This is a genomic window from Streptomyces sp. NPDC003247, from assembly GCF_042888135.1.
In the GTDB taxonomy this organism is placed as follows: Bacteria; Actinomycetota; Actinomycetes; order Streptomycetales; family Streptomycetaceae; genus Streptomyces.
In genome coordinates this window covers 187278-208930 of sequence record NZ_JBIAPF010000013.1, presented here as the reverse complement: position 1 = coordinate 208930, position 21653 = coordinate 187278, and the positions used below count along the sequence as shown (strand labels likewise).

The following is a 21653-nucleotide window of genomic DNA, read 5'->3' as shown; positions in this document are numbered from 1 at the left end:
GGCTGAGTGCGTTCCGAGGTTGCGGAATTCCCGGTTCGGGCTGCCGCTGATCGGACCAGTCGCAAAAAAAGCTCGAAATATCAGCCAGATCGTGCGACACACCGGCCCAATTGGCGGATGGCCTCACGCAAACCCCTCTACGGTGTGAGACGTGAGCAGCAGCGGCCTCATCTACGCAGTCATTGTCGGGGCCTGGGCCGCCTACTTGGTGCCGATGTGGCTCCGTAGGCAGGACGAGCTGAACGAGGCCCGTCCGACGGAACGCTTCAGCACCGCCATCCGGCTGCTGTCCGGACGGGCGGGGATGGAGCGCCGGTACGCCAAGGACCTGCGGGCGCGCTCCGCCGAGGAGGGGGAGCCCGACGCCGACGCGCCGGACGTCCTCACCGACTCGGTGGACGTCCGGGCCTTCGCCATGCCTCCGACCCGCCCCCAGGCCACGGCGACGGTCCAGGAACGGGAGCGTGACCGGGAGTGGGAGCGTGACCGGGAGCGCCCGGAGCCGACGCGCGAACCGGTGCGGGCATCGGTGCACGACCCGGGACGCGCATCGGTCCGCGAGCCGGGCAGGGAAAGGGAACCGGGTCGGGAATCGATGCGCGAACCGGCGCCCCAGGCCGCCCACGAGCCGGCCGGCGCGCCCGCGCACCCCCGCGTGCCCGACGCCCGGCGCACGCCCTCCGCGCCGGCGCCCGCGGCCACCCCCGCCCCGCTCTCCGCCCCCACACCGGCAGCCGCGAAGGCGGCCGCCGCGCGCGCCCAGCGCACGAAGGTGCTCGCGCGCCGCAGACGCACCACGGTGGTGCTCTTCCTCGCGTTCACGCTCGGCGCGATCGTCGCCGCCGTCGGCGGGCTCGCGTTCCTGTGGGCACCCGGCGTGCCCGCCGTCCTGCTCAGCGCGTACATCGCGTACCTGCGCTCCCAGGAGCGCCGCCGTTTCGCCTTCCAGATGGACCGCAAGCAGGCCGAGGCCGCCGCGCAGCGGCTGCGGGAGCGCCAGCCGCGCCGCCGGACCCCCGCCGGCGCCTCCGCGTCGGCCGACGGCGTCCTCGACGCCGCCGCAGAGGAGCCGCACGAGGGCCCCGAACCGGAGACCGACCCGGGACTGCTGGCGCTCGCCGCCGACCGCAGGGCGCTCGTCGAGCAGACCGATCACGCGGAGTGGGTCGACCAGCAGCGCGAACGGCAGCGGCGGCCGGGCCACGGCGAGAGCTGGGACCCGGTACCCGTCCCGCTGCCGACGTACGTGACCGCGCCGGTCGCGCCACGGGCCACGGCCGGGGTCGACCTCGGGGCGCCCGACGCGTGGAGCTCCGCCCGCTCCAGCGCCGTGGCGCCGGAGCACGAGGCGGCCGACGGGACACGGGACGCCGACGCGGGCGCCGACCCGGCCGGGGAGCCCGGGGACCCGGCCAGGGCCGACGGCGACGAACGCAGCGACGCGCGCCGCGCCGCCTCCGCCCGCCGCTCCCGCGAGCGGGGCCGTACGCCGCTGTTCGACCAGTACGAGGACGGCGACCGCCCCCGGGCCGCCAACGAGTGACCTCCGCCGCGGCGGGACCGCTGGTCGGGCCCGGCAACGGATTTCCGAGCAGCCCGATCGGGGTGCTAGAGTTTCACTCGTTGCAAGGGCCTGTGGCGCAGTCCGGTAGCGCACCTCGTTCGCATCGAGGGGGCCAGGGGTTCAAATCCCCTCAGGTCCACGCAGCATAGGGGCCCGTTCCTGGAAACAGGAACGGGCCCTTTGCCATGCCGGTTTCTTCTCTCCGTCGGTAGGTGCCTCCGGCGGCAGGCGCCCCGGTGCGGGCGTGCCGGGGCGGAAGTCGCGGTGGGTGTACGGCCGTTCCGCGAGGCGGGGGGCGGGGTCCCGGCCGATGCCGGTGCGGTGAGCGTCAGGTGGGCGTTCGGGCCGGGCGCCGCAGGGCGAACGCCGTCGGCACCACCACGGAGACGACCGCCAGGACCGCACACGCCCCCGCCGTCCACCCCAGCGCCGCCCACGGCACCACCACCGTCACCGGCGCCGACAGCAGCCCCAGCGCACCGCCCGTCCCGGCCAGGCCGACGAGCGTCACCAGCAGCCCCAGCAGCGCGCCCACCGCGACGACGGCCAGCGCCTCGGCCGCCGCGAACCACAGCACCTGCCCGCCGGTCGCCCCGGCCAGCCGCAGCGCCGCCACCTCGCGGGCGCGCTCGGCGCAGGCCATGACCAGGGTGTTGGCGACGGAGAGGCCGGCGTACAGGAGCGCGATGCCCAGCACGAGCAGCACCCCGAGCCGGGCCGTCCGGTCGCTCTCCGGGCGGGCGGCCGCCACCCACTCCGCCCGGCTCGCCACCCGCACCCCGTCCACCGCCCGCAGCCCGGCCGCGACCCGCGCCGCGTCGCCGCCCGCACGCACCCGCACGTCGACCCGGTCCACCCCGGCCCCGCCCGCGTTCGCCGCGCTGACGTACACCCCGTTGTCCCCGGTCCCGGTGGCCAGGACGGCGACGATCCGCAGTGTCCTCGCCGTTCCGTCGCCCAGCCACACCCGCACCCGCCGCCCCACCCGGTGCTCCGCCCACTCCTCGTTCACCACGATCGACCCGTCGTCGAGGTCCGCGACCCGCCCGGCCGTCACCGGCAGCCGTACGGTCGCGCCGAGCAGCGCCGGATCCACCGCCCGCGCCTCGGACCGCACCAGCGCGACCCCGTCCTCCAGGGTGTGGACGGCGGTCGCGGAGGACGCCGACACGACCGTGTCCGGCACCTGCCGCAGCCCGTCAAGTGCCGTGCCGTCCAAGGAGATTCCGTCGGCCGGGGTGACCACGAAGTCCGCCCGCGTCCGCTCCCCCACCTCCGCCGCCCGTGCCTCGTCCAGCGTGGCCGTGGTGCCCAGCAGCGAGCCCGCGAGGGCCACCGTCACCAGGACGGGCGCCGCGACGGCGGCGGTGCGCCGGGCCCCGGCGACGGCGTTCGCCCGCACCAGCAGCCCGGTCGTGCCCGGCAGCCGCGGCACCAACGGCCGTACCAGCACCGGCGCGAGCAGCGCGGCCGCCGTGATGAGCAGCATGGGACGGCTGACGTACGTCTTGCGGTGCAGCAGGTCCCCCGGGTCCGTGGCCAGCGCGTACGCCAGGGTCGCGAGGGCCGTGACCAGCAGCGCCGCCCCGCACACCCGCCGCCCCCACGGCAGCGTCCGCCCGTCCACGGACGCCTCCCGCAACGCCTGCGCCGGCGCGGTCCGCCCGGCCCGCCACGACGCCACGGCCGCGCCGGACAGGGCCACCACCACACCGGTGAGGAAGGCGACGGGGTACGGCCAGACACGGCCGCCGATCGTGTACCAGTCCGGCGCGAGCCCGCCGTCGACGACGATATCGCCCAGCAGCGGCGCCGCGTACCCGCCGAGCGCGCAGCCCGCCGCCGAGGCGGCCACGCCGACCAGCGACGCCTCCGTGAGCACCGTCCGGCGCACCTGGCCCGGGGTGGCACCCGCCGTGCGCAGCAGCCCGAACTCCCGGCGCCGCCGCTCGACCGCGAAGGCGAAGGCGGACGCCACGACGAACACCGACACGAACGCGGTCACCCCGCCCGCCGTCCCGAACAGCGCGTTCAGCGCGGTGAGGGCCTCCCCCTCCCGCTCCGGACCGGCGTCGGCCAGCCGCCGGTCGTCCCCGGTGAGCACCCGCGCCCCGGAACCGGCGACGACGGCCCGTACGGCGGCGGGGTCCGCCCGCACCACCAACTGCCGTGACTCCGGCGCCAGCTGGGCGGCTCGGGCGTCCGGGTAGAACACGGCGTTCTCGAACCCGAGCGCCCGCACCGTCCCCACGACCAGGGACCCGTCGCTCAGCCGGTCGCCCACACCGGCCCAGTCACCGGTGATCACGACCTCGCCGCCCGTCCGGGGCGCCCGCCCCGCGCTCAGCTCGTACGGGGCGAAACGCGCCGTCGACCAGGGATGGCCGACCAGCGTGCCGGGGCCGCCCGTCACCCGCACCGGGAAGGACCGGTCCTCGGTGACCGGCCCGAGCGCCCGCAACGCGGCGACGACCGGGGCGGGCACCGCCCGCGGGTGCGCCAGCCGGCCCGTCCGCACCCCGGTCGGCGTCGCCACGCGCACCACGTCCTGCCCCTTCACCACCACCGGCGCCGCCGCGAACCGCTCCGGCGCCCGCACCGGAGCCTGAGCGGCCGCCGCCAGCGCCTGCCCCATCACGACGAGCAGCCCCACCCCCACCGCGAGGGCGACGGCACTCCCGACGAACGCGGCCCACCGGGCGCGCAGCGTCCGCACCGCGACACTCAGCACGGGGCACCCTCCGTCCGGGCCGACGCCGTCCGGGCCGACGCCGTCCGGGCCGACGCCGTCCGCGCGGTCCCCGGCTGATCGGCGCTCAGGTGACCACGGCTCAGGTGATGCGCGGTCACATGGCGCGCGGCCGGGCGGCCGTCTTCCAGTCCCGCCATCCGCGCCGCGACCGTCTCCGAGTCCGCCCCGGTGAGGTCGCCGTGCACACGGCCGGCGACCAGGAACACCACCCGGTCCGCGTACGACGCGGCGACCGGGTCGTGGGTGACCATCACCACCGTCCGGCCCTCCGTGTCGACCATGCCGCGCAGCAGGGCCAGCACCTCGCGGCCGGTCGCCGAGTCGAGCGCGCCGGTCGGCTCGTCACCGAACAGCACCTCGGGCCGGGTGATCAGCGCGCGGGCCAGCGCGACCCGCTGCTGCTGCCCGCCGGACAGCTCGGCCGGCCGGTGGCGGGCCCGGTCGGCGAGCCCGACCTGCCGCAGCGCCTCCCGCACCCGCGCCTTCGCCGGGCGCCGGCCGGCCAGCCGCAGGGGCAGGGCCACGTTCTGCTCGGCGGTCAGCGCCGGCAGCAGGTTGAACGCCTGGAACACGAACCCGATCCGCTGCCGCCGCAGCAGCGTCAGCCGCCGCTCGCTCAGCCCGGCCAGCTCGGTCCCGCCGATCCGCACCGACCCCGAGTCGGGCCGGTCCAGTCCCGCGGCACACTGCAACAGCGTCGACTTGCCCGACCCCGACGGCCCCATGACGGCGGTGAAGGAGCCGCGGGGCAGTGCGAGGGTGACGTCGTCGAGCGCGGTCACCCGGGCGTCCTTCGTTCCGTAGTGGCGGCGGACGGCGGTCAGTCGGAGTGCTGGCTCGGTCATCTCGGTCGGTACCCCCCGGTTCGGTGTCGGTGGGGCCAGCCAACCGCGGGCCGACGGTCCCGGTCGCTGGGGCAGGGGCGAGAGTCGGGGTAGGGCCAGGCATACCCCCGGACCTCGCCCTGAACGGATGGCCCGCCCCGGCCCCGGCTTCTACGGTGATCCGCATGGCCCCCCGTCCCCGGCTTCTACGGTGATCCGCATGGCCCCCCGAACCGCACCGGTCTCCGTCCGGCAGGCCCTCGTCCACCCGCGCTACCTGTTGTCGCCGTGGCCCTGGCGTGCCGCCGCCTATCTGCTGACCGGCGCGGTGGCCGGGGCGGTGGTGCTGGTGGGCCTGGTGATCTGGGTGGCCGTGGGCGGGGTCCTGGCGTTCGCCCTGGTCGGACTGCCGCTCCTCGCCGCCCTCGCCCTCGCCGGACTGCCCGTGGCCGCCCTGGAGCGCCGCCGTCTGCGGCTGGTGGACGGGGACGAGGCCCCCGGCCCGCACGCCGAGCCCCCCGTCCCCGGGCTGCGCAGCTGGCTCACCACCCGCCTGCGTGAAAGCGCCACCTGGCGTGCCCTCGGCCACACCCTGCTCACCGCGTGCCTGCTCTGGCCGGCCGAGGCCCTTCTGCTCACGGTGGCCGCGGCCCTGCCCCTGTCGCTGACCGCGACGCCGGTCCTGCTGGCGACGATCGGCGAGGGCCGTGAGACGAAGGTGCTCAAGGCGTGGACGGTCACCGACGGGCCGACCGCCTTCCTCGCGGCCGCCCTCGGCGTGCTGCTGCTGGCCGCCGGCGCCTACGTCCTCGGCGCCGCGGCCGCCGCACGGGCCGCCCTCACCCGGCTGCTCCTCGCCCCGCGCGGCGGCGACCCGGCCGCCCGGGTCGTCGAACTCACCCGCTCCCGCGCCCGGCTCGTCGACGCCTTCGAGACCGAACGCCGCCGCATCGAACGCGACCTGCACGACGGCGCCCAGCAACGCCTCGTCGCCCTGACCATGACCCTCGGCCTGGCCCGCCTCGACGCCCCGCCCGGCGGTCCCCTCGCCGCCCAGCTCGCCAGGGCCCACGAGGAGGCCGGCGCGGCCCTGGCCGAACTGCGGGAGCTGATCCACGGCATCCATCCGAAGGTCCTCGCCGACTACGGCCTCGAAGCCGCCGTGGCCGACGCCGCCGACCGCTCGCCGGTCCCCGTGGACGTCGCGTTCGACCTCGCGCACCGCCTCCCCGACCCCGTCGAGACCGCCGCCTACTTCGTGGTCCGCGAGGCGCTCGCCAACGTGGCCCGGCACAGCGGGGCGAACCGCGTCCGGCTGCGCGGGGGACACCGGGACGGCCGGCTCGTCCTGGAGCTGGCCGACGACGGCCGGGGCGGCGCCGACTCCACGCGTGGCACCGGCCTCACCGGACTCGCCGACCGGGTGTCGGTGCTCGATGGAAGACTGTCGCTGACCAGCCCGCCGGGCGGACCGACCCTGCTGCGTGTGGAGATCCCTTGCGAGCCTACGGACCCCGGCCTGACGGACCCCGAGCCGACGACGGATCCCGCCCCGAAGGACACGGGCCCCACGGACCCGAAGGACACGAAGGACCCGCAGGCCACGAAGGGCACGGCCCCGGAGGGCAGGGACCCGAAGCGCCCCGGGCCGGCGGGGGGAACGGCCTGCGCGTAGTCCTCGCCGAGGACAGCGTCCTGCTGCGCGACGGCCTGACGGCCCTGCTCGCGCGCTTCGGCCACCGGGTCGTCGCGGCGGTCGGGGACGCGGACGCCCTGCTGGCGGCGGTCGACCGGCACGCCCCCGGCGTCGACGTCGTCGTCACCGACGTCCGTATGCCGCCCGCCTTCCAGGACGAGGGCCTGCACGCGGCGGTCCGCCTGCGCGCCGACCGCCCCGGCCTGCCCGTCCTCGTCCTCAGCCAGTACGTGCAGCGCGCCTACGCCGCCGAACTCCTCGACTCCGGGGACGGCACCGGCGTCGGCTACCTGCTCAAGGACCGCGTCGGCCAGGTCGAACAGTTCGTGGACGCGCTCGCCGAGGTGGCGTCCGGCGGCACGGTGGTCGACCCGGAGGTGGTCCGCCGGCTCCTCAGCCGCCGCCGCGACCCGCTGTCCCGGCTCACCCCGCGCGAACGGGAGGTCCTGGCGCTGGTCGCGGAGGGGAAGTCCAACGGCGCGATAGCGAGGGCGCTGGTCGTCTCGGAGGCGGCCGTGGGCAAGCACATCGGCGGCATCCTCACCAAGCTCGACCTGCCCCCGGCGGAGGACACCCACCGCAGGGTCCTCGCGGTCCTGGCGTATCTCAGGAGTTAGGCGTCCCGAGCGGGGCGAGGGGCTTGGCGTAGCAGCGGCTCGACTCGTGGAACCGGTAGTAGCCGAACTTGGTGCACGGCTCGTAGCCGCTGGTCGTGTACAGCGCGATGGCCTCCGGCTGCTCGGTGCCGGTCTCCAGCACCATCCGCCGGCGCCCCGCGGCCGCCGCGTCCTCCTCCAGCGCGGTGAGGATCCGCCGGGCCAGCCCCCGGCCGCGCATCTCCCTGATCACGAACATCCGCTTGAGTTCGGCGTCCCCGTCCTGGTTGCCCTCGCCGTTCTCGTCCTGGCTGCGCCAGCCGCCGGTGGCGACGGGCCGCTCCTGCTCGTCGTACGCGATGAAGTACACGCCCCGGGGCGGATGGAAATCGGCCGGCTCCAGGACCGTGGCGTCGCCGCCGTCGCCGTACCGCTCGTGGTACTCGGCCTGGACCTCGTCGTTCAGCTTGACGGCGTCGGGGTGGTCGAAGGAAACACGGCGTATAGACATGCGGCTCACGGTACATCCATGCAGGTTGATGGGTGGTGGACAAAAACTGGACCTCGTCCAGTGTGCAGGTATCGTGCCCGGGTGCTGACCGTGACCTCCGTGAACGTGAATGGGTTGCGTGCCGCCGCGAAGAAGGGCTTCGTGGAGTGGCTCGCCGGGACCTCCGCCGATGTGCTGTGCCTCCAGGAGGTGCGTGCCGAGCCGCAGCAGCTGCCCGAGGCGGTCCGCGCCCCCGAGGGCTGGCACGTCACGCACGCCCCCGCCGCCGCCAAGGGCCGCGCCGGTGTCTCCCTCTACAGCCGCCGTGAGCCGGACGCGGTCCGGGTCGGCTTCGGCTCGTCGGAGTTCGACACCTCCGGCCGCTACGTCGAGGCCGACCTCCCCGGTGTCACCGTCGCCTCCCTCTACCTCCCCTCCGGCGAGGTCGGCACCGACCGCCAGGACGAGAAGGTCCGCTTCATGTCGGAGTTCCTCGCCCACCTCAAGGAGCTGCGCGAACGCGCCGCCGCCGACGGCCGCGAGGTCCTGGTCTGCGGCGACTGGAACATCGCCCACCAGCAGGCCGACCTGAAGAACTGGCGCGCCAACCAGAAGAGCTCCGGCTTCCTGCCGGAGGAGCGCGCGTGGCTGACGCGGGTGCTCGCACCGGAGGAGGGCGGCTACGTGGACGTGGTCCGCGCCCTGCACCCGGACACCGACGGGCCGTACACCTGGTGGTCCTACCGGGGGCGGGCCTTCGACAACGACGCCGGATGGCGCATCGACCACCACGTCTCCACGCCCGGTCTCGCGGCCCAGGCCGTCAAGGGCTTCGTCGAGCGCGCGGCCACGCACGCCGAGCGCTGGTCGGACCACGCGCCGGTGACCGTCGTCTACGACCTCTGATCCTGCGGCACGGGCTTCCGGTCCGCGCGGCCGTGCCCGAGCCTGCGGTCCAGGGCCAGGGACAGTTCCGCCTCCACCACGCTGCGGGCCAGCGGGCGCAGGCGGGGCAGGTCGTCCTCGGCGGCGTGGCGGAGGACCAGGTCGGCGAAGAGGTCGGCGAGGGCGTCGGCGTGTGCGCGGACGCGGGCGCCGGCGGCCAGGACGTCGGCGAGGGGGATGCCCTCGCGGACCAGGGCGGTGGAGACGTCCAGCAGGCGGCGGCTGATGTGGACGATCTCGTCGCCGTCGGTGCCCAGGTAGCCGAGGTCGAGGGCGGCGGCGAGGTTCTCGGGGGTGACCTGGCCCTCGAAGCGGGCGGCGAGTTCCTCGGGGGTGAGGCGGACCGGCTCCTCCTCGGTGGGGGTGCCGACGCCGAGCAGGTCGGCGACGTCGCGGCCGTGGTCGAAGGCCTCGGCGAGTTCCGCTATGCCGGTGAGGGTGTGGCCGCGCTCCAGCAGGGCGGCGACCGTGCGCAGGCGGGCCAGGTGGTGGTCGTCGTACCAGGCGATGCGGCCCTCGCGGCGGGGTGGCGCGAGCAGGCCGCGTTCGCGGTAGAAGCGCAGGGTGCGCACCGTGATGCCGGCCGCCTCGGCCAGCTCCTCCGTCCGGTATTCCCGCTTGTCCGCCACGCCGGAAGCCTATGACGTACCGACGGTAACTTTCCTCCGCATGCCCCCTACCCATCAGTACGGAGCTGCTCTACGCTCCCATTGCGCCAGTGTTCACTGGCAGAGTCGCGTCAGTGGCGGCGGCGGCGTGGACAGATCGGCAGATCCGCAGGGTCGCGGAGCAGGGAGGCGTCGGGATGACCGAGCACGAGCACGAGCACGTGCGGGTGGCGGTGATCGGATCGGGGTTCGGCGGACTGGGGGCCGCGGTACGGCTGCGGCGTGAGGGGATCACCGACTTCGTCGTCCTCGAACGCGCCGGCAGCGTCGGCGGCACCTGGCGGGACAACAGCTACCCGGGGTGCGCCTGCGACGTGCCCTCGCACCTGTACTCCTTCTCCTTCGCGCCCCACCCCGACTGGCCGCGCACCTTCTCCGGCCAGGAGCACATCCGCGCCTACCTGGAGCACGTCGCCGACACCTTCGGCCTGCGGCCCCACCTCCGCTTCGACTCCGAGGTCATGCGCATGACCTGGAACACGGAGCGGCTGTGCTGGGACATCGAGACGGCGAGCGGTGCGCTCTCCGCCGACGTCGTCGTCTCCGCGACCGGGCCGCTGTCCGACCCGAAGATCCCGGACGTCCCGGGCCTGGACTCCTTCCCCGGCAAGGTCTTCCACTCGGCCCGCTGGGACCACGACCACGACCTCGCCGGCCGGCGCGTCGCCGTGGTCGGCACGGGCGCCTCGGCCATCCAGATCGTGCCCGCCATCCAGCCGGAGGTCGGCCGGCTCACCCTCTTCCAGCGCACCCCGCCCTGGGTGATGCCCCGCATGGACCGGCCCATCAGCCGGGCCGAGCGCTGGCTGCACCAGCGGCTGCCGGTCACCACGCAGGTCCGCCGCGGCCTGCTGTGGGGCATCCGCGAACTCCAGGTGCAGGCCTTCACCAAGCACCCGAACGAACTCGGCTTCGTCGAGCAGCTCGCCAAGCGGAACATGGCCCGTGCCGTCAAGGACCCGGCCCTGCGCGCCAAGCTCACCCCGGACTACCGCATCGGCTGCAAGCGGATCCTGCTGTCGAGCACGTACTATCCGGCGCTCACCCGCCCGAACGTGGACGTCGTCGCGAGCGGGCTGCGCGAGGTCCGCGGCTCCACCCTCGTCGCCGCCGACGGCAGCGAGGCCGAGGCCGACGTGATCGTCTTCGGCACCGGCTTCCACGTCACCGACATGCCGATCGCCGAGCGGGTCGTCGGCGCCGACGGGCGGACCCTCGCGGAGTCCTGGAAGGACGGCATGGAGGCCCTGCGCGGCACCTCCGCGGCCGGCTTCCCCAACTGGATGTCGATCATCGGCCCCAACACCGGCCTCGGGAACTCCTCGATGATCCTCATGATCGAGTCCCAGCTGAACTACCTGGCCGACTACCTCCGCCAGCTGAACGTCCTCGGAGGCCGCGCCGCCCTCGACGCCCGCCCCGGCGCCGTGCGGGCCTGGAACCACCGTGTCCAGGAGCGGATGAAGCGCACCGTCTGGAACACGGGCGGCTGCACCAGCTGGTACCTCGACGCGAACGGCCGCAACACCACCATCTGGCCGGGCACGACGGCCGAGTTCCGCCGGGAGACGCGGCGGGTCGACCTCGCCGAGTACGAGGTCCTGCGCGCGCCCGCCGTGAAGAAGGCGGAGGTCACGGCATGAGCACCCGCCGCGAGACAGGCACGGGCACCCGCCGTGAGACAGGTACGGGCACCCGCCGTGACGCGGGCGCGGGCGTCCGCCGTGACGCGGACCGGGCTCACCGCACGGGCGTCGTCGGTGCCCCGAGGGAGCTGACCGCCGTCTCCGCCGACGGCGCCTCGCTGCACGTGCAGGTGTACGGCCCCGACACCGCGCCCGCCGTCGTCCTCGCCCACGGCTGGACCTGCTCGACCGCCTTCTGGGCGGCCCAGGTCGAGGCGCTGGCCGCCGACCACAAGGTCGTCGTCTACGACCAGCGCGGCCACGGCCGTACCCCGGCGAGCCCGGCGTGCAGCACCGACGCCCTCGCCGACGACCTCGAGGCCGTCCTCACCGCCACGCTCGCCCCCGGCGAGAAGGCGGTCGTCGCCGGACACTCGATGGGCGGCATGACGATCATGGCGGCCTCCGGCCGGCCCGCCTTCCGGGAGCACGCGGCGGCCGCCGTGCTGTGCAGCACGGGCAGTTCGCGGCTGGTGGCCGAGTCGACGGTGCTGCCGCTGCGCCCCGGCCGGCTGCGGACCTGGCTGACCGGCCGCGTCCTCGGGTCGCGGGCACCGCTCGGCCCGGTCACCCCCGTCGCCCGCCGGGTCCTCAAGTACGCCACGATGGGCGCCGGTTCGGCCCCGCACATGGTCGACGCGTGCGCCCGGATCGTGCACGCCTGTCCGCGCGCCGTGCGCCACTCCTGGTCGCACGTCCTCAGCCTGCTCGATCTCGACCACGCCGTACGGGAGTTGAGGGTGCCGACGGCGGTGATCGCGGGCACGGCCGACCGTCTGACCCCGCCGGTGCACGCCCGCCGGATCGCCGACGCGCTCCCGGACTGCGCCGGCCTGAGAGAACTGCCCGGCATCGGTCACATGACCCCGGTCGAGGCACCCGACCTGGTGACCGCGACGATCCGGGACCTCGTCACCACCCACGTACCGCAGCTCAAGGAGGGCGCATGAGCAGGGTCAGCCTCGAAGGAAAGGTCGTCGTCGTCACCGGCGCCGCCCGCGGCGTCGGTGAACTCCTCGCCCGCAAGCTCTCCGCACGCGGCGCGCGGATCGCGCTGGTCGGCCTGGAGCCGGACGCCCTCAAGCAGGTCGCGGAGCGGCTGCACGGCGACGGCGCCCACTGGTACGCCGACGTCACCGACCACGAGGCGATGAGCCGGGTCGCCCAGGAGGTGAAGGACCGCTTCGGCAGGGTGGACATCGTGGTCGCCAACGCGGGCGTCGCCACCGGCGGTCCGTTCGCCGACTCCGACCCTGAGTCCTGGCGCCGGGTCATCGAGGTCAACCTCGTGGGCTCGGCCGTCACCGCCCGCGCCTTCCTGCCGCTGCTGACGCGGAGCCGCGGCTACCTGTTCCAGATCGCCTCGCTCGCGGCGATCACACCGGCGCCGATGATGACCGCGTACTGCGCGTCCAAGTCGGGCGTGGAGGCGTACGCGCACAGCCTGCGCGCCGAGGTCGGCCACCAGGGCGTACGCGTCGGCATCGGGTACCTGTCGTGGACCGACACCGACATGGTGCGCGGCGCCGATCAGGACGACGTGATGCGGGAGTTGAGGCAGCGGCTGCCGTGGCCGTCCAACAAGACGTACCCGCTGGGCCCGGCCGTGGACCGGCTCGTCGCCGGCATCGAGCGGCGCGCCGCCCATGTGTACGGGCAGTGGTGGCTGCGCGGGATGCAGGGGGTGCGCGGGTATCTCCCGGCGCTCATCGGGACGGTGGGGCAGCGGGAGATGAGGCGGTTCGCGCCGAGGCTGCAAGGGATGCGCACCGGGCTCGTCGGCGCAGGTGGGGCGGCGGACGAGGAAGCCCGGGCTACGCAGCGTAGTTGATCGAAATGCGCCGTTCCTCCCTGCGTGTGAATCTGGTCGAGGCCCGATCAAGGGCCGATTCCCTCACCCTCAAGGGGAGTGAACCCACATGGGTATCAAGGACAAGTTCCAGGACCAGGCCGAGCAGTTCCAGGACCAGGCCAAGCAGAAGGCGGGGCAGGCCAAGGGGCAGGCCCAGCAGGCCCAGGCCCAGACCCAGCAGCGCGGCCGGCGTCCGGAGCGCGGTGAGCGGCCCGAGCCGGGGCGCGGTGGCCGGCCCGAGCCCGGGCGCGGTGGTCGGCCCGAGCACGAGCGGATGCGGCCTGAGCAGGAGCAGGAGCGGATGCGGCGTGAGCGTGAGGACGAGGACCGGATGGACGCCGAGTACGACGTGTAGTCGGGCTCGGCTCAGCCGGTGAAGGTGGGTGCCCTTCCGGTTCGCCGGGAGGGCACCCGCTCTTCTGCGAAGGGCTTGCGGTTCACCGTCGGGTGCGGGCCCGGTGGGGGCTGGTCGCGCCCACGCGGCGGAGCCGCATATCGACACGGCCCCGCGCCCCTGAGGAAGTTGTCCTGCCGCATGCCGAGCCGCCCAGGGCGTTGGTCCGCCGTCCGCCGTCCGCCGTCCGCCGTCCGCCGTCCGCCGTCCGCCGTCCGCCGTCCGCCGTCCGCCGTCCGCCGTTGGTCTTGGTGGGTCAGCTGCGCGGTGGGAGTTTGGGGCGGGAGCGGTTCGGGATGTCGGAGTGGTCCGGTGGGGAGGCGGGGGGCTTGTTCCGCAGGAGGTCGAGGGCGAGGCGTACCGCGTCGTCGAGTTGGGCGTAGCGGCCCTCCGCCCAGTCCAGGGGGGTGCGCAGCGCCTCCACGTCGGGGGCGACGCCGTGGTTCTCCACGGACCAGCCGTAGGCGTCGAACCAGGCGGCGTTCATGGGGACGGTGATGACGGTGCCGTCGCCGAGCCGGTGCCGTCCGGTCATGCCGACGACGCCGCCCCAGGTGCGCTGGCCGACGACCGGGCCGAGCTTCAGCAGCTTGAAGGCGGCGGTGATCATGTCGCCGTCGGACGAGGTGGCCTCGTCGGCGAGCGCGACGACCGGTCCCCGGGGCGCGTTGGAGGCGTACGACACCGGCTGGGCGTTCCGGGTGAGGTCCCAGCCGAGGATCCGGCGCGTCAGTTTCTCCACGACGAGTTCGCTGATGTGCCCGCCGGCGTTGCCGCGCACGTCCACGATCAGCGCGGGCCGGGAGACCTCCATGCGCAGGTCGCGGTTGAACTGGGCCCAGCCGGAGCCGCCCATGTCGGGGATGTGCAGGTAGCCGCACTGTCCGCCGCTCAGCTCGCGGACCACCGCGCGGCGTTTGGCGACCCAGTCCTGGTAGCGCAGCGGCCGTTCGTCGACGAGGGGGACGACGGCGACGCGCCGCGCCCGGCCCGCCTCGCCCTCCGCCGGGGTGAAGGTGAGCTCGACCGTGGTCCCGCCGGCCTGGGCGAGGAGCGGGTAGGGCCCGGCCACCGGGTCCACCGGCCGCCCGTCCACGTGGGTGAGCACCGCCCCCTCCCGGATGCCGGTGCCGGCCAGCGGCGAACGCGCCTTGGAGTCGGAGGAGTCGCCGGGCAGGATCCGTTTGACCGTCCAGCCGCCGTCCCGGCAGACGAGGTTGGCGCCGAGCAGGCCCTGCCGGCGCTGGTAGTGGAGCGGGCCCTCGTTGCGGCGGGCGGGGGTGACGTAGGCGTGCGAGGTGCCCAGTTCGCCGAGCACCTCCCGCAGCAGGTCCGCGAACTCGTCGGGGGAGGCGACCCGGTCGACCAGCGGCCGGTACTGCTCCAGCACCGCGTCCCAGTCGATCCCGCACATCCCGGGGTCCCAGAAGTAGGCGCGGATCAGCCGGCCGGCCTCCGCGTACGCCTGCCGCCACTCGGCGCCCGGGTCGGCCTCGTGCATGATGCGGCGCAGGTCGATCCAGACGGTGGAGTCGAGGTCGCCGGACTCGGTGGAGGGCACGGCCCGCAGGTCGCCCTCGTCGACGACGACGAGCCGGCTGCCGTCCCCGCTGACCGCGAAGACGTCGAGGTGGCCGACGAGTTCGGACTTCTTCGCCTTGCTGATGTTGAAGTGCTCCAGGGTCGGGCGCCCGCTGGTGTCGTCCGGGTTGACGAAGGTCTCGCCGAGCGCGCCGGAGATCGGCCAGCGCAGCCAGACCAGGCCGCCGCCCGCGACCGGGCACAGCGCCGAGTACTTGGAGGCGGCGACCGGGAACGGCGTCACCCGGCTCGCCAGCCCCTCGACCTCGACGGTCACCGCCCCGTCGGCGCCCTCGTCGTCCTCCAGCGGGTCCAGTCCCCCGGCGGCGGGCCGCCCCTCGGGGTTCAGCGCGAAGGGGGAGGGCGTCGCGGAGGACAGGGGCACCAGGTAGGGCCGGCAGCCCAGCGGGAACGACAGGTCCCCGGTGTGCACGTCGTAGACGGGGTCGAAGCCGCGCCAGGAGAGGAAGGCGAGGTAGCGGCCGTCCCGGGTGAAGACGGGGTTCTCGTCCTCGAACCGGCCGTTGGTGACGTCGACGATCAGCCGGTCGCCCGTGCCGAGTCCGGAGATCCGGGCCATCTTGATCTGCCGCAGGGTCCGCCCGATGCCGGGATGGGACCAGGTCAGCCAGGTGCCGTCGGGGGAGAACGCCAGGTCCCGCACGGGCCCGTTGATCGAGCGGATCAGTTCCGTCACCTCGCCGTTGGACGCCTCGCTCGCGTCGAGCAGCAGCAGCCGTCCGTCGTGCGAGGCGATCGCGAGCCGTTCGCCCTCCGGGTCGGACACCAGCTCCAGCACCCGCCCGAGTTCCCCGGAGGCCAGCCGCCGCGGCTCGCGGTCGCCGGTGGCGCGCGGCAGGTAGGCGATCTCGACGGCGTCCTCGCCCTCGGCGTCCGTGACGTAGGCGACCTGGCCGGCCTGGCCGAGCATCTCCGGCAGCCGCACCCGTACTCCGGGGGCGTCGGTGATGGTCCGGGCGGGGCCGTCCCGGTGCGTCAGCCAGTACAGGCTGCCGCGGACGACGACGGCGCTGGCCCGCCCGGTCTCGTCCACCGAGATGCCGTCCACGTGGAGGGCTGCCGGGATCTGGTACGGCCGCCGTCCGGCGCGCGGCCCGCTCAGCCGTACGTCGAGCCGGCGCGGCTCGGCGCCCTCCGACAGGTCCTCGACGATCCACAGGTCACCGGCGCACTGGTACACCACCCGCGTGCCGTCGCTGGAGGCGTGCCGGGCGTAGAAGGCGTCGTGGTCGGTGTGCCGGCGCAGGTCGGAGCCGTCGTGGGCGCAGGAGTAGAGGTTGCCGGTGCCCTCGTGGTCGGAGAGGAACGCGATCCGGCCGCCGACGAACAGGGGGGAGTGGAGGTGGCCGCCGAGGTCGGGGAGCAGCCGCTGCCCGTGCAGCCAGAGCCGGCCCGTGGCGCCGCCGCGGTAGCGCTTCCAGGCGGCCGGTTCGTGCGGCGGGGTGCCGGTGAGGAGCAGGGTCCGCCGTTCGCCGTCGAGGTCGGCGACCTGGATGTCGGAGGCGGGGCCCCAGGGGAGGCGGCGGCCGGGGTCGCCGTCGGGGGAGATCTTGTGGGCCCAGGTGAAGTGGGAGAAGGGCTCGCCGTGGGAGGCGACGGCGAGGATGTCGGCGTTCCCGTCCTCGTCGGGGGGTGTCCAGCCGCACACCTGGGTGTCCGGGCTGCCCCAGTACGTCAGCCGCCGGCCCGGTCCGCCGTCCACCGGCACCAGGTGGATCTCGGGGACCAGCCCGCGCCAGCTCGTGTAGGCGATATGGCGGCCGTCGGGGGAGAAGCGGGGGTGGCCGGCCTTGGCACGGTCGACGGTGAGCCGCCAGGCGCGGCCGGGTCCGTCGAGCGGGGCGAGCCAGAGGTCGTCCTCGGACACGAAGCACAGCAGGTCACCGCTGAGGTGCGGCAGGCGCAGATAGGTCACCTACCCATGCTTTTCCTGTCAAAGGGGCCGGGCAACTTATGTGCCCTTCACGGACGTGAGCCAGCCCACGTACGAAACCGTTTCGTTTCGTTGGGTCTCAGGGTATCTTCATGGAGTACGCACCACCGAACAGTGCTGGAGCCGGAGGGATTGCCATGACTGAGGTCGCCACCCCGCGTCGCAGTCGGATCACCCCCGAGCGCGAGGCCGAGTTGTACGCGGCCGTGCTCGACCTGCTCCGCGAGGTCGGCTACGACGCCCTCACCATGGACGCCGTCGCCGCCCGCACGCGGTCCAGCAAGGCCACGCTCTACCGCCAGTGGGGCGGCAAGGCCGAGCTGGTCGCGAGGGCCATCAGACACAGCAAGCCCGATCACGGTGACGAGATCGACACCGGCTCGCTCCGGGGCGACCTGCACGCCCTGCTGCGGCTGGAGGACGACTGCACCATCGAGCGGAACTCGGCGCTGATGCGGGGTATCGCCATGGCGATGCACAACAGCCCCGACCTGCGCCAGGCGTTCCGGGCCCAGCTCATCGACCCGGAGCTGTCCGGATTCCACCGGGTGATCCGGCGGGCCGTCGACCGGGGCGAGGTCCGCCCCGACTGTCCCGCGCTGGACTTCCTGCTGCACATGATGGTCGGCGGCTTCGCCACCCGGGCCCTGCTCGACGACCAGCCGCCGACCCAGGCCTTCCTCACCGCGTACGTCGATGCCGTGGTCCTCCCCGCCCTCGGCGTGCCCGTCTCCTCCTGAACCCTCCCCTGACCGTCCCCGCGGTCCGCCCTTCCTGACGCCACCGCTCACGTCGTCGGGCCGATCACCCCTGCCTCCACGCCGGGTTGGTCACCCCTGCCCTCGGGACCCGTGCCGAAACCCGGGCCCCTACACCCCACGACCTGACCGGGAGTACGCCTCCGTGGCCACGTTCCTCTACAAGCTGGGCCGACTCGCCTTCCGGCGACGGCACTTCGTCGCCCTGATCTGGGTGGCGCTGCTGACGCTCGCCGGCGTCGGCGCCGCCTCCGCGCCCGCCGCCGGCACCACCTCCTTCTCCATCCCCGGCACCGAAGCGCAGAAAGCTTTCGACCTGCTGGAACAGCGCTTCCCCGGGATGAGCGCCGACGGCGCCACCGCCCGGGTCGTCTTCAAGGCGCCCGACGGCGAGAAGATGACGGACGCCGCCCACAAGGCCACCGTCGAGAAGACCGTCAAGGAGCTGTCCGACGGCTCCGAGGTCGCCTCCGTCGCCGACCCCTTCCAGGCCAAGGCCGTCAGCGAGGACGGCACGATCGCCTACGCCTCCGTGAGCTACAAGGTCTCCGGCATGGAGCTGGAGGACTCCTCCCGCGAGGCGCTGGAGGACGCCGCCGAGGGCGCCCGGGACGCGGGCCTGACCGTCGAGATCGGCGGTGACGCGCTCCAGACGACGCCCGAGACCGGCGCCACCGAGGTCATCGGCATCGCCGTCGCCGCCGTCGTCCTCGTCATCACCTTCGGCTCGCTGATCTCGGCGGGCATGCCCCTGCTGACCGCGCTCATCGGCGTCGGCATCGGCGTCTCCGCGATCACCGCGCTCGCCAGCACCCTCGACCTCGGCTCCACCACCTCCACCCTGGCGATGATGATCGGCCTCGCCGTCGGCATCGACTACGCCCTGTTCATCGTCTCCCGCTACCGCGCCGAACTGGCCGAGGGCCGCGCCCGCGAGGAGGCGGCCGGCCGCGCCGTCGGCACCGCCGGCTCCGCGGTCGTCTTCGCCGGCCTGACCGTCGTCATCGCCCTCGTCGGCCTCTCCGTCGTCAACATCCCGATGCTGACGAAGATGGGCGTCGCGGCGGCGGGCACGGTGGCCATCGCCGTCCTGATCGCCCTCACCCTGATCCCCGCCCTCCTCGGCTACGCGGGCCGCAAGGTGCGCCCGGCCGGCGAGAAGGGCAAGCTCCTCGGCGGCGGCCGCGCCAAGTCCGCCGAGAAGGCGGCCAAGCCCAACATGGGCACCCGCTGGGCGAGCTTCGTCGTCCGCCGCCCGGTCGCCGTCCTCCTCCTCGGCGTGATCGGCCTGGGCGCGGCGGCCGTCCCGGTGTCGTCGCTGGAACTGGGCCTGGGCGACGACGGCTCCCAGCCCACCTCCACCACCCAGCGCCGCGCCTACGACCTCCTCTCCGAGGGCTTCGGCGCCGGCTTCAACGGCCCGCTGATGGTCGTCGTCGACGCCAAGGGCAGCGAGGACCCGCAGGCCGTGTTCTCCGACGTCGGCGACGAGATCAAGAGCCTGAAGAACGTCGTCACCGTCACCCCGGCCACCCCCAACGAGGCCGGCGACACCGCGACCATCACGGTCATCCCCGACGCCAAGCCGTCCTCCGTCGCCACCGAGGACCTGGTCCACGCCATCCGCGACAAGGGCACGGACATCAAGGCCGACACGGACGCGGACATCCTCGTCACCGGCTCGACGGCGATGAACATCGACGTCTCCCAGAAGCTCAACGACGCCCTCGTCCCGTACCTCGTGCTGGTGGTCGGCCTGGCCTTCCTCCTCCTCATCGTGGTGTTCCGCTCGATCCTCGTCCCGCTGAAGGCGGCCCTCGGCTTCCTGCTCTCCGTCATGGCGGCCCTCGGCGCCGTCGTCGCGGTCTTCCAGTGGGGCTGGTTCGCGGACCTGCTGGGCGTCGAGGAGACCGGCCCGGTCATGTCGATGATGCCGATCTTCATGGTCGGCGTGGTCTTCGGACTCGCGATGGACTACGAGGTCTTCCTCGTGACCCGCATGCGCGAGGCGTACGTCCACGGCGAGACCCCCGGCCAGGCCGTGGTGACCGGCTTCCGGCACGGCGCGCGGGTCGTCACCGCCGCCGCGGTGATCATGATGGCGGTGTTCGCCGGCTTCATCGGCTCCTCCGAGTCGATGGTCAAGATGATCGGCTTCGGCCTCGCGATCGCCGTCTTCTTCGACGCCTTCGTCGTCCGCATGGCCATCGTGCCCGCCGTCCTCGCCCTCCTCGGCAAGAAGGCCTGGTGGCTGCCGAAGTGGCTGGACCGCGCCCTGCCCAACGTCGACGTCGAGGGCGAGGGCCTGCGCGCCCACGACGACGACGCCGACCGGGAGCTCGCCCGGGCGTAGCGCAGCGGGCGACGTGAAGACCGCCGGTGAGGGTTCCGTGGGGACGGGGCGCCCTCACCGGCTTCTTCGTGTCCGGCTTCTTCTTCCGGTGTGGCTGTCACCCACGTTCGGGTGAGGGGCTGGTCGCGGCGGGACCGGACGGGGCGGCTGAACAGATGCTTCTGGGCATTCACTGCATAGATGGACATTACAGGTGACTGTCACTGATATGTGAACGATCTGTAACGGGAGGTGTGGATCGGGCGTTCCGGGTGTGTCAGGTGGTCCGATGCCGGTGCCGCGGCCGAACCCGGCCGCCATCGCACCCCCGAGGAGACCCTGTGCTCGTTTCCCCCGTGTCCCCCGTGTCCCCGGTTTCGACCCGTCGTCTGGCGGTCGCCTCGCTCGCGGCCGCCGCGGTGATCGGCGCCGTGGCGGTCCCGGCGTCCGCCGCCGGCCAGCCGCGCGCCGACCGGCCGAAGGTGGAGATCAGCGACGTGCAGTACGACGCGCCGGGCCACGACACCCGCGCCAACCGCTCCCTCAACAAGGAGTGGGTGGAGCTGACCAACACCACCCGCCGCGAGGTGAACCTCGACGGTTGGACCCTGTCCGACGAGGACGGCGACACCTACACCTTCGACCGTTACCGCCTCGCCGCCCGCGCCACCGTCCGCGTCCACACCGGCGAGGGCCGCGACACCCGCACCGACCTGTACCAGGACCGCGTCCGCCACGTCTGGGACAACGACTCCGACACCGTGACCCTGCGCAACGAGCGTGACCGTGTCGTGGACGAGGTGTCGTGGGACCGGGACCGTCAGGACGGCGACCGCCGCGACGGGGACCGCTACGACGGTGACCGGCGCCACGGGGACCGGCACGACGGCCGTCACCATGGAGGTGGCCGTGAGCACGGGGACCGGCATGACGGTGGCCGTCACCACGGCGGGGACCGTTTCTGACGGCATTGCGTGACCGGCGGCGCGTTCGGCCCACCTCTCGGGCCGGGCGCGCCGCTCACGCATGTCCCGCCCCGGTGCCCCCCACTCTCACCTCCGCCCACACCGTCTTGCGCGGCAGCGGTCCCGGTACGACGCCCCAGCGGTCCGCGAGGGCGTCCACGAGGAGCAGCCCCCGGCCACCCTCCGCGTCCCCGTCCGGGTGGCCCGGCCGGGGGAGCCGGTCACCCCGGGCGTCCGTGACCTCGATGCGGAGGGTGTCCGCGACGGCGTTCAGGGTCAGCCGGAAGTCCCGCCCCGGGACCCGTCCGTGCGTCGCCGCGTTCGTCGCCAGCTCGGCCACGATCTGCGGCGCGGTGTCCAACGGCAGCCCCCACTCCCGGAGCTGTTCCGTCGTCAGCAGGCGGGCCAGGCGGGCGGCGCGGGGGGTGGGGGACAGGAGGACGGTGAAGTGGCGGGAGGGGGAGGTGAGATTGATTTCAGGGACACGCGTCTCGTGATTCATGTGACTCAGCGTGGTGGATCGGGCTTACTTGAGTGAGTGGCGATGCCTGTGCGTAGCGGGACTGTCCAAGGTTTGTCTCGGCTTGTCTCAGGTGT

Annotated in this window: 17 protein-coding genes and 1 tRNA gene; 12 read left to right on the top strand and 6 right to left on the bottom strand. The window is 74.0% G+C overall.

Going from position 1 to position 21653, the window contains the following annotated elements:
• Positions 1-151 precede the first annotated feature (151 nt).
• Entirely contained in the window at positions 152-1543 is a 1392-nt protein-coding gene (glpR, locus tag ACFYWQ_RS35300; RefSeq protein ID WP_389522343.1) for a gephyrin-like molybdotransferase receptor GlpR, read from the top strand.
• Between the two features lie 86 nt (positions 1544-1629).
• Positions 1630-1703, top strand: a tRNA-Ala gene (locus ACFYWQ_RS35295).
• 189 nt (positions 1704-1892) lie between these two features.
• On the opposite strand, the gene ACFYWQ_RS35290 is transcribed toward ACFYWQ_RS35295, so the two are convergent.
• Together ACFYWQ_RS35290 and ACFYWQ_RS35285 are read right to left on the bottom strand one after the other, a co-directional pair.
• A complete protein-coding gene (locus ACFYWQ_RS35290; protein ID WP_389522341.1) occupies positions 1893-4295 on the bottom strand; it encodes an ABC transporter permease in 2403 nt (800 codons plus the stop codon).
• Positions 4289-5161, bottom strand: a complete 873-nt coding sequence (locus tag ACFYWQ_RS35285) for an ABC transporter ATP-binding protein (protein WP_389522339.1) — start codon at positions 5159-5161, stop codon at positions 4289-4291. The genes ACFYWQ_RS35290 and ACFYWQ_RS35285 overlap by 7 nt, the downstream gene beginning before the upstream one ends.
• Before the next feature lie 199 nt (positions 5162-5360).
• Between ACFYWQ_RS35285 and ACFYWQ_RS35280 the strand changes: the two genes are divergently transcribed.
• Both ACFYWQ_RS35280 and ACFYWQ_RS35275 read left to right on the top strand, forming a co-directional pair.
• Positions 5361-6815, top strand: coding sequence for a sensor histidine kinase (locus ACFYWQ_RS35280; protein WP_389522337.1), 1455 nt, complete (start codon positions 5361-5363; stop codon positions 6813-6815).
• Positions 6806-7453: a response regulator gene (locus ACFYWQ_RS35275; RefSeq protein ID WP_389522401.1), complete on the top strand. Its 648-nt coding sequence runs from the start codon at positions 6806-6808 to the stop codon at positions 7451-7453. Before ACFYWQ_RS35280 ends, ACFYWQ_RS35275 begins: the two co-directional genes overlap by 10 nt.
• Here the strand turns inward: ACFYWQ_RS35275 and ACFYWQ_RS35270 are convergent.
• On the bottom strand, positions 7443-7943 hold the full coding sequence (locus ACFYWQ_RS35270) for a GNAT family N-acetyltransferase (protein ID WP_389522336.1): 501 nt from the start codon (positions 7941-7943) through the stop codon (positions 7443-7445). The two genes, ACFYWQ_RS35275 and ACFYWQ_RS35270, sit on opposite strands and share 11 nt — an antisense overlap.
• An 81-nt stretch (positions 7944-8024) precedes the next feature.
• Between ACFYWQ_RS35270 and ACFYWQ_RS35265 the strand changes: the two genes are divergently transcribed.
• A complete protein-coding gene (locus ACFYWQ_RS35265; protein ID WP_389522334.1) occupies positions 8025-8828 on the top strand; it encodes an exodeoxyribonuclease III in 804 nt (267 codons plus the stop codon).
• Here ACFYWQ_RS35265 and ACFYWQ_RS35260 read toward each other — a convergent pair.
• Entirely contained in the window at positions 8816-9496 is a 681-nt protein-coding gene (locus ACFYWQ_RS35260) for a MerR family transcriptional regulator (protein WP_389522332.1), read from the bottom strand. The genes ACFYWQ_RS35265 and ACFYWQ_RS35260 overlap by 13 nt on opposite strands.
• Positions 9497-9672: 176 nt before the next feature.
• Here ACFYWQ_RS35260 and ACFYWQ_RS35255 point away from each other — a divergent pair, with 176 nt between their 5' ends.
• From ACFYWQ_RS35255 to ACFYWQ_RS35240, 4 genes are all read left to right on the top strand, one after another.
• Positions 9673-11178, top strand: a complete 1506-nt coding sequence (locus tag ACFYWQ_RS35255) for a flavin-containing monooxygenase (RefSeq protein ID WP_389522330.1) — start codon at positions 9673-9675, stop codon at positions 11176-11178.
• The gene (locus tag ACFYWQ_RS35250; protein WP_389522328.1) at positions 11175-12170 is read left to right on the top strand and encodes an alpha/beta fold hydrolase; all 996 of its coding nucleotides are present in this window, start codon (positions 11175-11177) and stop codon (positions 12168-12170) included. The genes ACFYWQ_RS35255 and ACFYWQ_RS35250 overlap by 4 nt, the downstream gene beginning before the upstream one ends.
• Positions 12167-13051, top strand: a complete 885-nt coding sequence (locus ACFYWQ_RS35245) for an SDR family oxidoreductase (protein ID WP_389522326.1) — start codon at positions 12167-12169, stop codon at positions 13049-13051. The genes ACFYWQ_RS35250 and ACFYWQ_RS35245 overlap by 4 nt, the downstream gene beginning before the upstream one ends.
• Before the next feature lie 88 nt (positions 13052-13139).
• On the top strand, positions 13140-13427 hold the full coding sequence (locus tag ACFYWQ_RS35240; protein WP_389522324.1) for a hypothetical protein: 288 nt from the start codon (positions 13140-13142) through the stop codon (positions 13425-13427).
• Positions 13428-13722: 295 nt separating this feature from the next.
• Here ACFYWQ_RS35240 and ACFYWQ_RS35235 read toward each other — a convergent pair whose 3' ends face one another.
• The gene (locus tag ACFYWQ_RS35235) at positions 13723-16983 is read right to left on the bottom strand and encodes a S41 family peptidase (RefSeq protein ID WP_389522322.1); all 3261 of its coding nucleotides are present in this window, start codon (positions 16981-16983) and stop codon (positions 13723-13725) included.
• Positions 16984-17138: 155 nt separating this feature from the next.
• On the opposite strand from ACFYWQ_RS35235, the gene ACFYWQ_RS35230 reads away from it, so the two are divergent.
• The 3 genes from ACFYWQ_RS35230 (at position 17139) to ACFYWQ_RS35220 (ending at position 21056) form a co-directional block, all read left to right on the top strand.
• Positions 17139-17741: a TetR/AcrR family transcriptional regulator gene (locus ACFYWQ_RS35230; RefSeq protein ID WP_389522320.1), complete on the top strand. Its 603-nt coding sequence runs from the start codon at positions 17139-17141 to the stop codon at positions 17739-17741.
• 163 nt (positions 17742-17904) lie between these two features.
• Entirely contained in the window at positions 17905-20112 is a 2208-nt protein-coding gene (locus ACFYWQ_RS35225; protein ID WP_389522318.1) for an MMPL family transporter, read from the top strand.
• A gap of 335 nt (positions 20113-20447) precedes the next feature.
• On the top strand, positions 20448-21056 hold the full coding sequence (locus ACFYWQ_RS35220; protein ID WP_389522399.1) for a lamin tail domain-containing protein: 609 nt from the start codon (positions 20448-20450) through the stop codon (positions 21054-21056).
• A 55-nt stretch (positions 21057-21111) separates the two neighbouring features.
• On the opposite strand, the gene ACFYWQ_RS35215 is transcribed toward ACFYWQ_RS35220, so the two are convergent.
• Positions 21112-21558: an ATP-binding protein gene (locus tag ACFYWQ_RS35215; RefSeq protein ID WP_389522317.1), complete on the bottom strand. Its 447-nt coding sequence runs from the start codon at positions 21556-21558 to the stop codon at positions 21112-21114.
• Positions 21559-21653 lie beyond the last annotated feature (95 nt).

Coding starts and splice junctions, on each gene's coding strand:
- ACFYWQ_RS35250 (WP_389522328.1), top strand. CDS start 11,175: ATGAGCACCCGCCGCGAGACAGGCACGGGCACCCGCCGTGAGACAGGT.
- ACFYWQ_RS35255 (WP_389522330.1), top strand. CDS start 9,673: ATGACCGAGCACGAGCACGAGCACGTGCGGGTGGCGGTGATCGGATCG.
- ACFYWQ_RS35280 (WP_389522337.1), top strand. CDS start 5,361: ATGGCCCCCCGAACCGCACCGGTCTCCGTCCGGCAGGCCCTCGTCCAC.
- ACFYWQ_RS35215 (WP_389522317.1), bottom strand. CDS start 21,558: ATGAATCACGAGACGCGTGTCCCTGAAATCAATCTCACCTCCCCCTCC.
- ACFYWQ_RS35240 (WP_389522324.1), top strand. CDS start 13,140: ATGGGTATCAAGGACAAGTTCCAGGACCAGGCCGAGCAGTTCCAGGAC.
- ACFYWQ_RS35285 (WP_389522339.1), bottom strand. CDS start 5,161: ATGACCGAGCCAGCACTCCGACTGACCGCCGTCCGCCGCCACTACGGA.
- ACFYWQ_RS35230 (WP_389522320.1), top strand. CDS start 17,139: ATGACTGAGGTCGCCACCCCGCGTCGCAGTCGGATCACCCCCGAGCGC.
- ACFYWQ_RS35270 (WP_389522336.1), bottom strand. CDS start 7,943: ATGTCTATACGCCGTGTTTCCTTCGACCACCCCGACGCCGTCAAGCTG.
- ACFYWQ_RS35245 (WP_389522326.1), top strand. CDS start 12,167: ATGAGCAGGGTCAGCCTCGAAGGAAAGGTCGTCGTCGTCACCGGCGCC.